Below are 12,966 nucleotides of genomic sequence, written 5' to 3'. Positions count from 1 at the left end.
GACCCTGGAATCCCATGAACGATGCTTTGCAGATCGAGCGCCGTGGCGCTGTCCTCACCCTCTGGCTGAACCGGCCAGAGCTGCACAACGCCTTTGACGCCAGCCTGATCGCCCGGCTGACTGCCGCACTGGAAGCCGCCGGCGGCGATGATTCGGTCCGGGCCGTGGTGGTCGCCGGTCACGGCGCTTCCTTCTCGGCCGGTGCCGACATGCAGTGGATGCGCGGCATGGCCGCCGCCAGCGAGGCCGACAACCGCGAGGACTCGCTGGCCCTGGCGCGGCTGATGCGCACCCTGGACGAGCTACCCAAGCCGACCCTGGCCCGGGTCCACGGCGCGGCCTTCGGTGGCGGCGTCGGCCTGGTTGCCTGCTGCGACATTGCCATCGCCAGCACTGCGGCCCGCTTCGGCCTGACCGAAAGCCGCCTGGGCCTGCTGCCCGCCGTCATCTCGCCCTACGTGATCGAGGCCATCGGCCCGCGCCAGGCCCGTCGCTGGTTCGCCACCGGCGAGCACTTCGATGCCGACACCGCGCTGCGCATCGGCCTGGTCCATCAACTGGTCGAACCCGAGCGCCTGGACGAGGCGCTGGAACGCCAGCTGGCCCTGCTCGACAAGGCCGGCCCGATCGCCTCGTCCACCGCCAAGCAGCTGGTGCGGCAGGTCCGCGACAGCCATGACCGCGACGCACTGGATCGCGATAATGCGGCCCTGATCGCGCGCCTGCGGGTCTCGGCCGAAGGCCAGGAAGGCCTGGGCGCCTTCCTCGACAAGCGCGCCCCCCATTGGGTCACGGAAGCCTGAACATGCTCGATCATCTTGGTTTGACCAGCGCCGACCTGGCGCGCAGCAGGACCTTCTTCCTGCAGGCACTGGCGCCGCTGCAGATCGGCGTGGTGATGGAAGTGAGCGCCGAACAGACCGGCGACCACGACCACGTCGGCTTCGGCAGCGACGGCAAGCCGTTCTTCTGGCTCGGCAATGGCGGCACCGCCAGTCACGGCGTACACGTGGCCTTCGCCTGCGCCAGCCGTGCGCAGGTGGATGCCTTCCATGCCGCCGCGCTCGCCGCCGGCGGCCGCGACAACGGCGCGCCGGGCCTGCGCCCGTGGTATCACCCGGATTACTACGCGGCCTTCGTGCTCGACCCGGACGGCAACAACATCGAAGCGGTCTGCCACCGCCCCGCCGATGGGGCAGCCGCATGAGCGATTACGTCCGCATCGTCGAGGTCGGTCCGCGTGACGGCCTGCAGAACGAAAAGCAGTCGGTGTCCACCGCCGACAAGATCGAACTGATCAACCGCCTGTCGGCCACCGGCCTGCGCAGCATCGAGGCGACCAGCTTCGTCAGCCCGAAGTGGATCCCGCAACTGGCCGACGCCGCCGAGGTCTATGCCGGCATCCAGCGCAGGCCGGGTGTCCACTACCCGGTGCTGGTACCGAACGAACAGGGCTACGACCGCGCCCGTGCGGTCGGCGTCGAGGAGGTGGCGGTGTTCACTGCCGCGTCCGAGGCGTTCAACCGCACCAATACCAATGCCGGCATCGACGAGTCGCTCGCCCGGTTCGAGCCCATCCTGCGCCGCGCCGCCGCCGATGGCGTGCGCGTGCGCGGCTACGTCTCCACCGTGCTCGGCTGCCCCTACCAGGGCGAGGTGCCGCTGGCCGACGTGGTGCGCGTGGCGCGCGCGCTGCACCAGATGGGCTGTTACGAAATCTCGCTGGGCGACACCATCGGCGTCGGCACCCCGCGCAAGGCACGGGCGATGCTGCAGGCGGTGGCGGCCGAGATTCCGATGGACGCATTGGCCGTGCACTTCCACGACACCTACGGCCAGGCCATCGCCAACATCGCCACCTGCCTGGAAGAAGGCGTGCGCGTGGTCGACAGTGCCGTCTCCGGCGCCGGTGGCTGCCCGTATGCGAAGGGCGCCAGCGGCAATGTGGCCAGCGAAGACGTGGTCTACCTGCTGCAGGGCCTGGGCCTGGACAGCGGCGTGGACCTGCCGGCACTGGCCGAGACCGGCCGCTGGCTGGCAGGCCTGCTCGGTCGCGCCACCGCCAGCCGCACCGGGCAGGCGCTGGCCGCCGCAGGTTGACCGCCGCACTGCGCCGCCCTGCTGCGGCGGCGCAGTGCACAACAGCGACGGTCGCAGCTTCCGTTAGAATCGGCGGTTCTCGAACCTGCAGGACCGTTCAATGCAGCTGTCTTCCGTACGTGCCGTGATCACTGGTGGCGTCTCCGGCCTCGGCCTGGCCGTGGCCCAGCACCTCGTCGCCCAGGGCGGCAAGGTGGCCCTGTTCGATCTCAACGACGACAAGGGTGCGACCGCCGTTGCCGGGCTGGGTGCCGACAACGCCCGCTATTTCAACGTCAACGTCAGCGATGAGGCCGCCGTGGCTGCGGCCATCGACCTGGCCCACGATTTCCTCGGCGGCCTGAACGTGGCAATGAACTGCGCCGGCATCCTCGGCGCCGGCCGCGTGCTGGGCAAGGACGGCCCGATGCCGCTGGCCGGCTTCCAGGGCACGGTGATGGTCAATCTGGTCGGCAGCTTCAATGTCGCCAAGGCCGCCGCCAACCGCATGCAGCACAACGAGGCCGGCATCGATGGCGAGCGCGGGGTGATCATCAACACCGCCAGCATTGCCGCCTATGAAGGCCAGATCGGCCAGGCCGCGTATGCCGCCAGCAAGGGCGGCGTGGTGTCGATGACGCTGCCGATGGCACGCGAACTGTCGCGCTTCGGCATCCGCGTCAATACGATTGCTCCCGGCGTGTTCTGGACGCCGATGGTGGACGGCATGCCCGAAGCCGTGCAGCAGTCGCTGGCCGCCTCGATTCCGTTCCCGTCGCGCCTGGGCAAGCCGGAAGACTTCGCCAGCCTGGTCGGCTTCATCCTCGGAAACACCTACCTCAACGGCGAGACCATCCGCCTGGACGGCGCTACCCGCCTCGCTCCGAAGTGATTCCCCACGGGCGCCGGGACGGCGCCCTCCCCCAACGACCTAGATCACCATGAAAGCCAACGACATCAAGAAGGGCAACGTCGTCGAGTACAACAACGGCGTGTACCAGATCCGCGACATCGAGCGCAGCTCGCCGCAGGGTCGCGGCGGCAACGTCCGCTTCCGCTTCATCATGTACAGCGTGCCGGGCGGCAACAAGCTCGATGCCAGCTTCGATGCCGACGACAACCTGGTCGAGGTCGAACTGCTGCGCCGCCAGTCCACCTATTCGTACAAGGACGGCGATGCCTTCGTGTTCCTCGATGACGAGGACTACACCCCGTACACCCTGGATGCGGACGTGATCGGCGATGACGCCGGTTACATCACCGACGGCCTGACCGGCATCTACGTGCAGGTGATCGACGAGCAGCCGGTGGCGATCCAGCTGCCGGCCTCCGTGGTGCTGGAAGTGATCGAGACGCCGCCGGAACTGAAGGGTGGCACCGCCACCAAGCGCCCGAAGCCGGCCAAGCTCAACACCGGCATCGAGATCATGGTGCCGGAGTACATCGTCAACGGCGAGCGCGTGCTGGTGAACACCGCCACCGGCGAATTCGCCGGCCGTGCCGACTAAGCATCCTGCGCCGATCGCCTGCCGATCACTGCCTGCGGCAAGTTCGCCGCAGGCAGCAAGCAGCGCATCGCTGACAGCAGTTGTGTAGAGCCGAGCCCGCGCTCGGCTGCTGTGCCTGTGCAGAGCACAACGCAGCCGAGCGTGGGCTCGGCTCTACAGAGGGCTTACGGCCGCTTCGCGCCGAAATTGCCGCAGCCGTGGTACTGGCGGGTACCGACGGTCAACATCACTTTCGCCTCGAACGCCTCCCCACTCATGTCGTCCTGGCAGGTAGTGCGCTGGAAGCTGAGCTTGACGTCGGTGCCGTCGGACGCCTTCCCGCTCCATCCATCAGCGCCCTGGGTGGGCTTGGCCACGTCAAAGCGGCGCTCGCCATAGTCAACTTCCACCTGCAGGCCCGGCATATCGCCATCGACGACTGCAAGCCATCCAGGTTCATTGCCGGTGGCACGGAACGCGGCATTGCCGGCGCTGCCATCGCCTTCGGTGGCTTCCACCGCATGGCACTCGCGATCCGGCTCGCCCTTCAGGCTAAGCAGGCCATCATCGCTGCCCTTGGTCCAGAAGCTGTTGCCAAGGCCATCGCTGTACTTGGCGCCGGATGCCGCGCGCTCGGAGGTCATGGCGAAGCGACGCTCGCCGATCACCAGCGTGGCAGCATCCTCGCCATTGAAGGTCGCGCCCACACTCAGATCACCACACTGGTAGGCGGTCTCGCTGCCGCCTTCCGTGTTGGCGCTCGGCTGCGGCGTGGCGGGCGAGGCGTCATTGCTGCCCGCCGCGGGTGCCTGGGCCGGCTGGCACGCGGCCAGGACCAACCCCAGGGAGGCTGCCAACAGACTGGGTACTACACGCATGGCTCGACTCCTTGTCGACACTACAGGAATGCTCGACCCTACCACCTCGGGGTGAGCGGGGCCTGAAAACGGCCTGACCGCACTCATGCGGCCAGCACCGCCATCGACAGCAGCTGCGCGCCACTGCCGCCGGAACTGCAGGTCCAGACCCGCAACAGGCGCAGCTTCAGTTCGCGCTCCCGGCCCTGCCGCCACACCGACATCCGCACGTCGCTGGACAGCAACGCCAGACGGCCACACAGCAGCGTTTCCACCGCGTGCAGCTGCAGGCTTCGTACCTGCAGGTCTCCTGCCAACCAATCGCCCAGCCACGGCAGATCGAGCATGCGGCCACCGTGGCCGTCCATCAGGAACAGGGCCGGAGATACCAGCGCGTTCAACGCATCGTGATTGTTCTCCAGCAGCGCTGCGCACAGGCGCTGTTCCAGCGCCAGCAACTGCTGCTCATGCAGATCTTCAACGATGTTCCGTTCCATCCACGGTTCCTCCCGGCATCGGCCGGCGCCTGCGCAGGCGCTGCGCGATCCACTGCCGCGCGCCCTGCACCACTACATAGAAGACCGGCACGAAGAACACCGCCAGCACGGTCGCACTGACCATGCCGCCGAACACACCGGTTCCAATCGCCTGCTGGGTTTCCTTCGACGCGCCCTGCGCCAGCATCAGCGGCACCACGCCCAGCGCGAACGCCAGCGAGGTCATCACGATCGGGCGCAGGCGCAGCCGCGCCGCCTCCAGCGCTGCTTCAACCAGACCGCGCCCCTGCTGCTGCAGCTGGCGCGCGAATTCGACGATGAGGATCGCGTTCTTCGCCGACAGCCCGATCACGGTGATCATGCCGACCTTGAAGAACACGTCGTTGGGCATGCCGCGCAACAGCACCGCGGCGACCGCGCCAAGCAGGCCCAGTGGCACCACCAGCAGTACCGCCAACGGAATCGACCAGCTCTCGTACAGCGCGGCAAGCACCAGGAACACCACCAGCATCGACAACAACAGCAGCCACGGCGCCTGCGCCCCCGACTCACGCTCCTGCAGCGACTGGCTGGTCCACTGCAGGGCGAAGCCGGGCGGGAGTTTTTCGGCCAGCCGCTCCATCTCCGCCATGGCCTGACCGGTCGACACGCCGGAGGCCGGGGCGCCGGACAGGTTCAGCGCCGGGAAGCCAAGATAGCGTTGCAGCTGCAACGGCGCTTCGGTCCAGTGCGGGGTGACCAGCTCGGACAACGCCACCATGCCGCCCTCGCTGTTGCGCACGTACAGCTTCAGCACGTCCTCCAGCTCCATCCGGTGCGGCGCATCGGCCTGCAGGATCACCTGCTGCAGCCGTCCCTTGTTGGGGAAGTCGTTGACGTACTGCGAGCCCATGGCCGCCGACAGCGTGCTGCTGATGTGCTCGAAGCCCACGCCCATCGCCTCGGCCTTGGCGCGGTCGATCTCCAGCCGCACGCTGGTGCCGGCCGGCAGGCCATCGGCATGCACCTCCGACAGCAGCGGGCTGGCTTCGGCCAGCTTCAGCAGCTGCTGCAGGGCTGCGCGCAGTTCGGCCTGGCCCTGCCCGGTACGCGCCTGCAGGGCCAGCGAGAAGCCGGAGGAACGACCCAGGCTGTCGATGGCCGGCGGCATCACGCTCATCACCTCGCCCTCGGCAACCGTGGCCATCGCCTGCTGTGCGGCCTCCACCTCACCGGCCGCGGTTGCGCCTGCGCGCTCACCCCAGTCCTTCAGCATGGTGTAGGTCAGCGCCGCACTCGGGCCGGAACCGGAAAAGCTGTAGCCGAGGATCGACTGGTTGGAGCCGATGCCCGGACGCGAGGCCACGTGCCGTTCGTAGGCTTCGACAACGGCCAGCGTACGCTCGGCCGTCGCCTCGGCCGGCAGCTGGATCGAGGTCATGAAATAGCCCTGGTCTTCTTCCGGCAGGAATGCACCCGGCAGCCAGTGCAGGCCCAGCAGCAACGCCGCCACCAGCGCGGCGAACACGCCCATCACCCGCCCGCTCCGCTGCAGCACCGTCGCCACACCACGCTGGTAACGCCCGGTCATCCGCTCGAAGCCCCGGTTGAAGGCGACGAACAGCCCGCCGCGACCGTGATGGCCGTGGTTGGCCTGGCGCAGCAGGGTCGCGCACAGCGCCGGCGTCAGGCTCAGGGCCAGCAGCGCCGAGAACAGGATCGACACCGCCATCGCCACGGTGAACTGACGGTAGATCGCGCCCACCGAACCGCTGGCGAACGCCATCGGGATGAACACCGCGGTCAGCACCAGGGTAATGCCGATCACTGCGCCGGTCAGTTCACGCATCGCCTTGATGGTGGCCTCGCGCGGCGGCAGGCCCTCCTCGGCCATGATCCGTTCCACGCCCTCGACCACCACGATCGCGTCGTCGACAATGATGCCGATGGCCAGCACCATGCCGAACATGGTCAGCACGTTGATCGAGAAGCCCAGCGCCAGCATCACCGCGAACGTACCCAGCAGCGCGATCGGTGCGACCAGCGCCGGGATCAGCGTGTAACGCCAGTTCTGCAGGAACAGGTACATCACCGCGAACACCAGCAGCATCGCCTCCAGCAGGGTCTGCACTACCTTCTGGATCGAGATCTTCACGAACGGCGCGGTGTCGAACGGGATGCTCGCTTCCACCCCGCGTGGCAGCAGCGGCGCCAGCTCAGCCATGCGCTCACGCACCGCCGCGGCGGTACGCACCGCGTTCGCGCCCGGGCGCAGCTGCACGCCGGCGGCGGTGGCTGGATGGCCGTCCTCGCGGGTGCCCCAGGCATAGCTCTGCGCGCCCAGCTCAACGCGGGCGACATCACCCAGCACCACCCGTGAACCGTCGGCGCCGGCACGCAGTACGATCGCCGCGAACTGTTCCGGCGTGGACAACTGGCCGTCGGCACTGAGCGGCACGGTGATGCGCTGGCCTGGAACACCCGGCGAATCACCAATGCGTCCTGGCGAAATCTCCAGGTTCTGCTGCTCGATGGCGGCGGCCACATCGCCCATGGTCAAGCCGTAGCCGGTCAACCGGGTCGGGTCCAGCCACACGCGCATCGCCTGCTCGGCACCGAACAACTGCACGCGGCCGACGCCATCGATACGGCGCAGCTCTTCGATGATGTTGCGCGCCATGAAATCGCCCAGCGCGGCCTCGCTGACGCTGGCATCGGGCGAACGCAGGCCGACCAGCATCAGGAAGCCGGAATCAGCGGCCTCCACGGCCAGGCCGTTCTGGCGCACGCTGCGCGGCAGCCGCGGTTCGATCGCCTTGATCCGGTTCTGCACGTCCACCTGCGCCAGCTCCGGATTGGTGCCGGGCTTGAAGGTGGCAGTGATTGACGCTTCGCCGGACGTGTCCACCGACGACTCGAAGTACAGCAGGTGCTTGACGCTGGACAGCTCGCGCTCGATCAGGCCAACCACGGCGTCATTCAGCGTCTGCGGGCTGGCACCCGGGTAGCTGGCATAGATGCTGACGCTGGGCGGGGCGACTGCTGGATAGCGCTCCACCGCCAGCCGCGGGATCGCCAGCACGCCGGCCAGGATGATGAAGATCGCCAGCACCCAGGCGAACACCGGGCGATCGATGAAGAAACGTGCCATGTTGGATTTCCCTGGAGGGACCGGCCCCGGAAAGGCTCAGCCCTTGCTGCCGGCCTGCACTGCACCGGCGCTGGCGACCGGCAGCTGCCAGTCGCGCGCATCGACCACCACGCCTTCCTGCAGGCGCTCCTGGCCTTCGACCACCACCTTCTCGCCGGCCTTCAGGCCCGTGCGCACCAGCCACTGGTGATCGACACTGCCGTCCACTTCCAGCGTGCGGATCACCGCCTTGCCGTCGGCGCCGATCACCCAGGCATAGGCCTGGCCACCGGCGCTGCGCAGCACCGCCTGCTGTGGCACGGTCAATGCACTGGCGGGCGCGCCACGTGGCACCCTCGCGCGCACGTACATGCCGGGCAGCAGCTGCCGCTGCGGGTTGTCGACCAGGATGCGCAGGATCACATCACCGGTACGCGCATCGACATTGATGCCGGAGAACAGCAGCTGGCCACGCTCGGACAGCGGCTTGCCGGCCGCACCGATGATCGTCACCGGCAGCTCGCCGCCACCGGCAGCACTGCGCTGCAGCGACTCCAGCTGCGCCGCCGGTTGGCGCACATCGACATAGACCTGGTCGATCTGCTGCACCACCGCCATCGGCTCGGCATCGGCCACGCCGACCAGCGCACCTTCGGTCACCAGCGCCTGGTCGATACGGCCGGCAATCGGCGCACTGACCGTCGCATAGCGCAGGTCGAGCTGGCGACGGGCCAGGATCGCGCGCGCCTCGTTCACCGCGGCACGGGCCTGTTCGTACTCGGCACTGGCGTCGTCGCGATGCTGTTGGCTGACCGCCTGCACGGCGGCCAGCGCATGCAGGCGCTGCGACTGCACCCGGCTGCGACCAAGCGCGGCCTCACTGCGCTGCAGGGCAGCCAGTGCCGAATCGACATCGGCCCGGAACGCGGCCGGGTCGATCTGGAACAGGGCCTGGCCGGCGCTCACTTCGGCCCCCTGGTCGAACAGCCGGCGCTGCACGATGCCGCCCACCTGCGCACGGATCTGCGCGGTGCGCACGGCGGCCACGCGGCCGGGCAGTTCGTCGTCACGCTGCACCACCTGCGGGCCGACGGTGACCACGCTGACACGCGGTGCGGCTTCGGGAGTGGCTTCGGGGGTGGAGCAGGCCGTCATGGCCAGGGCGAGGGCCGCGATCAACGCGACCGGTGTCCTGAAGGTTCTCATTGCTGTGCACAATGCCGCGCAGGCGGCGGATAGGTTCTGAAGCGCGCAGTGTGCGTGGCAATGATGGGGTTTCGATGGAGGAACTGTGGAGATACGATGGAGGCAAGCACCTTACGGCCCCGCCCCTGCATGCATGCCTCCCCCGCCCTCGCCGCCCTCGTCCTGATCGTCGAGGATGAGGCCGAGATCGCCGATATTCTCAGCGCCTACCTGGAACGCGAAGGACTGCGCACGCTGCGCGCGGCCGATGGCCATAGCGCACTGGACCTGCATCGCAGCGCCCGCCCCGACCTGGTCCTGCTCGATGTACAGCTGCCACGCCTGGATGGCTGGAGCGTGCTGACCCAGCTGCGCCAGCGTGGTGAGACGCCGGTGATCATGCTGACCGCGCTGGACCAGGACCTCGACAAGCTGACCGCGCTGCGCATGGGTGCCGACGACTACGTGGTCAAGCCGTTCAACCCGGCCGAGGTGGCGGCGCGCGTGCGCGCGGTGCTGCGGCGTACGCTGCGCGCCTCGCGCGTGGACGCGCCCACTGCGCTGCGCGTCGGCCCGCTGCTGATCGACTCGGCCACCCACGCCGTGCACGTGGAGGGCGAAGGCTATAGTCACGAAGTGCTGCTCACGCTCACCGAGTTCAAGCTGCTGCACTGCATGGCGCTGGCACCGACCCGCATCTTCAGCCGCAGCGAGCTGATGCACGAATGCCTGCCGGAAAGCGAAGCGCTGGAGCGCACTGTCGACAGCCATGTCAGCAAGCTGCGCCGCAAGCTGGACGAAGTGGGCATGGTCAATGTTCCGGCCAGTGTGCGCGGCGTCGGCTACCGGTTGATGGCTGACCGCTGATGGCCCGACTGCGCCGTTCCGGGCTCAGCCGCCACATCATCGTCTCGATGTCGCTGATGGTGATCGGCGTCATCGTGATGATGATCCTGTCGTCGTGGCTGCTGTACGCGGTGCTGGTCGAGTTCTTCCCCGGAAGTACCGAAGAGCCGGAAAGCTGGCTGCCGACCGGGCCGGAGCTGGCATGGATGGTGGGCGTGATCCTGACCGGCCTGGCGCTGGCCATCGCCGCCTCGTTCCGCCTCGCCCACCGCATCCTGTCGCCGTTGAATTCGCTGGTGGACAGCGTGCGTGCGCTCGCCAGCGGTGACCTTGGGGCGCGCGCCAGCGTCGAGGAGAATTCGCCGGGCGAAGTGGCAACGCTGGTTGAGGACTTCAACGCGATGGCGCGCCGCCTGCAGCACATGGAGAGCGAGCGCGCGATGTGGCATGCGGCCATCGCACATGAGCTGCGTACTCCGGTGACGATCCTGCGCGGCCGCCTGCAGGGACTGGCTGAGGGCGTGTTCCAGCCGGACGAGTCGCAGTTCCGCAGCCTGCTCGCCCAGGTCGAAGGGCTGTCGCGACTGATCGAAGATCTGCGCGTGCTGAGCCTGTCCGACAATGCGCGGCTGGACGTGCGTCGCGCACGCACCGACGTGGTGGCCGAGGTGCATTCGGTGATGACGCTGGTCGACCCGCAGTTCCGCGCTGCGGGCTTCGTGCTGGAACTGGAAACCAGCCGCGAGGAACACAACGCGCACTGTGATCCCACGCGCCTGCGCCAGGCGCTGCTGGCGCTGCTGGAAAACGCGCGTCGCTATGCCAGCCCAGGCAAGGTGCGGATCGCCGTGCATGACACGCCGGGCCATGTGCAGGTGGCCATCGAGGATGAAGGCCCGGGCATCGATCCCGGACTGCATGCCGACATCTTCACTCCGTTCATGCGCGCCGACGGCTCACGTTCGCGCCAGGGCGGTGGCAGCGGGCTTGGCCTGGCGGTGGTCAAGGCCATCGCCGATGCACATGGTGGCCGTGCCTGCTGCACGGCCGGCAGCTGCGGCGGCAGCCGTTTCGTCATCGAACTGCCGCGCCAGTAGCCGGACCAGCGGCCTGCGTGCGCAGGTGTGCTCCCAGCGCGGCCAGATTGGCGTCGATCGCATCCATTTCCTCACGCTGCTGCGCCGGCAACTGCTGGCGAAGCTGCACACGCAATGCCTGCCATGCCGGTACCGCCTGCGCACTGGCAGTGGCCACGGCCGCAGACAGCAGTACCTGCTCGTCGCCCAGCGGCAACCCATAGCCGCCGTCCTGCAGCAGCGTCCCCGGGCGCAACCACTGCCCACTCTGCGCCAGCAGGCCGCGCAGGCTGCGGGTTTCCGCGCTGTTGGCAGCAGCCAGCAGCTGCCGCTTGAGCACATCGCGTGCCCGCAGCTCGGCACGCCGCTGCGCGGCCTGTTCCAGCAACAGCAGGCCGGCACTGGCGCGCAGGTCGCCCTTCAGCAGCCACGGTGCCCGTTGTTCTGCCGGCAGCTTCAACCAGCCGCGCACATCGCGCGCGGGCAAGCTCAGCTGGGTCGCCGCCACTGTGAACAACTGCTGGTAGTGGTCGCGCGCGGAAGCGAAGTAATAGCCCTGTGACTGCGCGGCGTTGCGGTCCGTGAGTACCCGCTCGTCGAGCATGCCCAGCCGCGCCAGCCGGCGCTTGAGGCCGCGCGGGCTCAGCTGGGCCAGCCCGGCCTCGCCCAGCCGCGGCACTCCGGCCTGCAGCAGCTTGGCGGTCTCCACCGCACAGTTGTTGCTGACGAAGTAATAGCGCCCGTCATAGCTCCAGTGCACCTGGGCGGTGCGCTCGAGCAGGCTGGCGATCTCATCGCGCTGCAGCCGCAATGGCAGCGACTGCAGGCCGCGCAGTTCGACCTTGGTGTACTCGTCCACCACCTGCTGCAGCGGCAGCACGAACAGCCGCGACGGGTAGCCGCCGGTCAAGCCGCGCCAGTTGGATATCTGTACGTCGCCCACGAACGCGCGGAAGGACAGCACGCGATGGTATTCAAGATCCAGCCGGCAGTCCGGTCCCGGCGCGCGCCCGGGCCTGCAGATCACCAATCGCAGCATGCTGTGGCCCCAGCGGCTCATCGGCTGTGCGCTGCCTTCGGCGAACAGGTAATCCACGGCGTAGACACGCGCGGGGTCGAGCTGCAGCAGCGATGCCGCCCCCTCTTCCGATTCGGCCTGCAGCAAGGGCAACGCGGTCGCGCAGTGCGACTGCGGCAGCGATGGCGGCGTTCCGAAATGGGCCTGGTACCACTGCGCCAGTGCCGGGCGCCGGCAGGCGAACTCGCTGTCGAGCACGAAATGCTCGGCGTTCACTGCCAGGTACTCGGCCGGGTCCTTCAGTTCATACGCATCGGGACTGCGGTCACGGAAGTCGTTGTCGCCACGGCCCAGATGCCAGGGCTTGCGCTGCCATCCTGCCAGATCACGCCAGCGCACACTGCGTGACCAGTTCGCCCCCGTACGGTCAGCAACATGGGTCAGTTCGTGTACCAGCGCGCTGCGGCGTGCGCGACGGGCGCCCGGCGCACTGTCGCCCAGCAGACTCCGGCGCAACGCGATATGGCCAGCGAAGGTGCGGCCATGCACATCGGCCGGCAGGTCATCCGTCCAGCGCACCCGTACCTGCGCCGGCAACGCAGCCAGCAGGCCGTCCGGCAATAGTGACTGCACGTCGGCCAGGGTCTGGCTGGCGAGCCGCTGCTGTGCAGGGCTCAGCCCCGCCGAGTCGAGTTGCAGGCGATCGGCTGCGTGCGCGACGTGGGCGATCAGCAGTAGAGCCACGCCATGCGTGGCTGCGTTCCACCGACCAAGCCTCTGTCGAGCCGAGCCATGCTCGGCTACTGTTGCGA

At 68.3% G+C, this 12,966-nt stretch carries 12 protein-coding genes; 7 read left to right on the top strand and 5 right to left on the bottom strand.

Going from position 1 to position 12,966, the window contains the following annotated elements:
• The first annotated feature begins 14 nt into the window (after window positions 1-14).
• The 5 genes from AB839_RS10150 to yeiP all read left to right on the top strand — a co-directional run bounded on the left by AB839_RS10150 (window position 15) and on the right by yeiP (window position 3,587).
• Window positions 15-803: an enoyl-CoA hydratase/isomerase family protein gene (locus tag AB839_RS10150; RefSeq protein WP_061479265.1), complete on the top strand. Its 789-nt coding sequence runs from the start codon at window positions 15-17 to the stop codon at window positions 801-803.
• Between the two features lie 2 nt (window positions 804-805).
• A complete protein-coding gene (locus tag AB839_RS10145; protein ID WP_061479264.1) occupies window positions 806-1,207 on the top strand; it encodes a VOC family protein in 402 nt (133 codons plus the stop codon).
• The gene (locus tag AB839_RS10140) at window positions 1,204-2,100 is read left to right on the top strand and encodes a hydroxymethylglutaryl-CoA lyase (RefSeq protein WP_061479263.1); all 897 of its coding nucleotides are present in this window, start codon (window positions 1,204-1,206) and stop codon (window positions 2,098-2,100) included. The genes AB839_RS10145 and AB839_RS10140 overlap by 4 nt, the downstream gene beginning before the upstream one ends.
• 100 nt (window positions 2,101-2,200) lie before the next feature.
• Window positions 2,201-2,971 carry an SDR family oxidoreductase gene (locus tag AB839_RS10135; RefSeq protein ID WP_061479262.1) on the top strand — a complete coding sequence of 257 codons (771 nt, stop codon included), beginning with the start codon at window positions 2,201-2,203 and terminating at the stop codon, window positions 2,969-2,971.
• Between the two features lie 49 nt (window positions 2,972-3,020).
• Window positions 3,021-3,587: an elongation factor P-like protein YeiP gene (yeiP, locus tag AB839_RS10130; RefSeq protein WP_005409468.1), complete on the top strand. Its 567-nt coding sequence runs from the start codon at window positions 3,021-3,023 to the stop codon at window positions 3,585-3,587.
• Window positions 3,588-3,751: 164 nt separating this feature from the next.
• Here yeiP and AB839_RS10125 read toward each other — a convergent pair whose 3' ends face one another.
• The 4 genes from AB839_RS10125 to AB839_RS10110 form a co-directional block, all read right to left on the bottom strand.
• Window positions 3,752-4,444: an MliC family protein gene (locus AB839_RS10125; RefSeq protein WP_061479261.1), complete on the bottom strand. Its 693-nt coding sequence runs from the start codon at window positions 4,442-4,444 to the stop codon at window positions 3,752-3,754.
• A gap of 83 nt (window positions 4,445-4,527) precedes the next feature.
• Complete coding sequence (locus AB839_RS10120) at window positions 4,528-4,920, bottom strand: nuclear transport factor 2 family protein (RefSeq protein WP_061479260.1); 393 nt, start codon at window positions 4,918-4,920, stop codon at window positions 4,528-4,530.
• Window positions 4,901-8,050, bottom strand: coding sequence for a multidrug efflux RND transporter permease subunit (locus tag AB839_RS10115; protein WP_061479259.1), 3,150 nt, complete (start codon window positions 8,048-8,050; stop codon window positions 4,901-4,903). Before AB839_RS10115 ends, AB839_RS10120 begins: the two co-directional genes overlap by 20 nt.
• A gap of 36 nt (window positions 8,051-8,086) precedes the next feature.
• Window positions 8,087-9,235 carry an efflux RND transporter periplasmic adaptor subunit gene (locus AB839_RS10110; protein ID WP_061479258.1) on the bottom strand — a complete coding sequence of 383 codons (1,149 nt, stop codon included), beginning with the start codon at window positions 9,233-9,235 and terminating at the stop codon, window positions 8,087-8,089.
• Between the two features lie 129 nt (window positions 9,236-9,364).
• Here AB839_RS10110 and AB839_RS10105 point away from each other — a divergent pair, with 129 nt between their 5' ends.
• Both AB839_RS10105 and AB839_RS10100 read left to right on the top strand, forming a co-directional pair.
• Window positions 9,365-10,081: a response regulator gene (locus AB839_RS10105; protein ID WP_005416361.1), complete on the top strand. Its 717-nt coding sequence runs from the start codon at window positions 9,365-9,367 to the stop codon at window positions 10,079-10,081.
• Window positions 10,081-11,157 carry an ATP-binding protein gene (locus AB839_RS10100; protein ID WP_061479257.1) on the top strand — a complete coding sequence of 359 codons (1,077 nt, stop codon included), beginning with the start codon at window positions 10,081-10,083 and terminating at the stop codon, window positions 11,155-11,157. The genes AB839_RS10105 and AB839_RS10100 overlap by 1 nt, the downstream gene beginning before the upstream one ends.
• Here the strand turns inward: AB839_RS10100 and AB839_RS10095 are convergent.
• Entirely contained in the window at window positions 11,135-12,898 is a 1,764-nt protein-coding gene (locus AB839_RS10095) for a DUF4105 domain-containing protein (protein ID WP_061479256.1), read from the bottom strand. The two genes, AB839_RS10100 and AB839_RS10095, sit on opposite strands and share 23 nt — an antisense overlap.
• Window positions 12,899-12,966: the final 68 nt, after the last annotated feature.

It is taken from the genome of Stenotrophomonas sp. DDT-1, assembly GCF_001580555.1.
GTDB classification, from domain to species: Bacteria; Pseudomonadota; Gammaproteobacteria; order Xanthomonadales; family Xanthomonadaceae; genus Stenotrophomonas; species Stenotrophomonas sepilia.
Note: the sequence above shows the minus strand (reverse complement) of the source record. Positions and strands in the feature narration are given on the sequence as shown.

What these genes read in the sequence shown, in the direction of transcription:
- AB839_RS10150 (WP_061479265.1), top strand. Translation starts at nt 15, where the DNA reads ATGAACGATGCTTTGCAGATCGAGCGCCGTGGCGCTGTCCTCACCCTC.
- AB839_RS10135 (WP_061479262.1), top strand. Translation starts at nt 2,201, where the DNA reads ATGCAGCTGTCTTCCGTACGTGCCGTGATCACTGGTGGCGTCTCCGGC.
- AB839_RS10110 (WP_061479258.1), bottom strand. Translation starts at nt 9,235, where the DNA reads ATGAGAACCTTCAGGACACCGGTCGCGTTGATCGCGGCCCTCGCCCTG.
- AB839_RS10105 (WP_005416361.1), top strand. Translation starts at nt 9,365, where the DNA reads ATGCATGCCTCCCCCGCCCTCGCCGCCCTCGTCCTGATCGTCGAGGAT.
- AB839_RS10125 (WP_061479261.1), bottom strand. Translation starts at nt 4,444, where the DNA reads ATGCGTGTAGTACCCAGTCTGTTGGCAGCCTCCCTGGGGTTGGTCCTG.
- AB839_RS10145 (WP_061479264.1), top strand. Translation starts at nt 806, where the DNA reads ATGCTCGATCATCTTGGTTTGACCAGCGCCGACCTGGCGCGCAGCAGG.
- AB839_RS10115 (WP_061479259.1), bottom strand. Translation starts at nt 8,050, where the DNA reads ATGGCACGTTTCTTCATCGATCGCCCGGTGTTCGCCTGGGTGCTGGCG.
- AB839_RS10120 (WP_061479260.1), bottom strand. Translation starts at nt 4,920, where the DNA reads ATGGAACGGAACATCGTTGAAGATCTGCATGAGCAGCAGTTGCTGGCG.
- AB839_RS10100 (WP_061479257.1), top strand. Translation starts at nt 10,081, where the DNA reads ATGGCCCGACTGCGCCGTTCCGGGCTCAGCCGCCACATCATCGTCTCG.
- AB839_RS10140 (WP_061479263.1), top strand. Translation starts at nt 1,204, where the DNA reads ATGAGCGATTACGTCCGCATCGTCGAGGTCGGTCCGCGTGACGGCCTG.
- yeiP (WP_005409468.1), top strand. Translation starts at nt 3,021, where the DNA reads ATGAAAGCCAACGACATCAAGAAGGGCAACGTCGTCGAGTACAACAAC.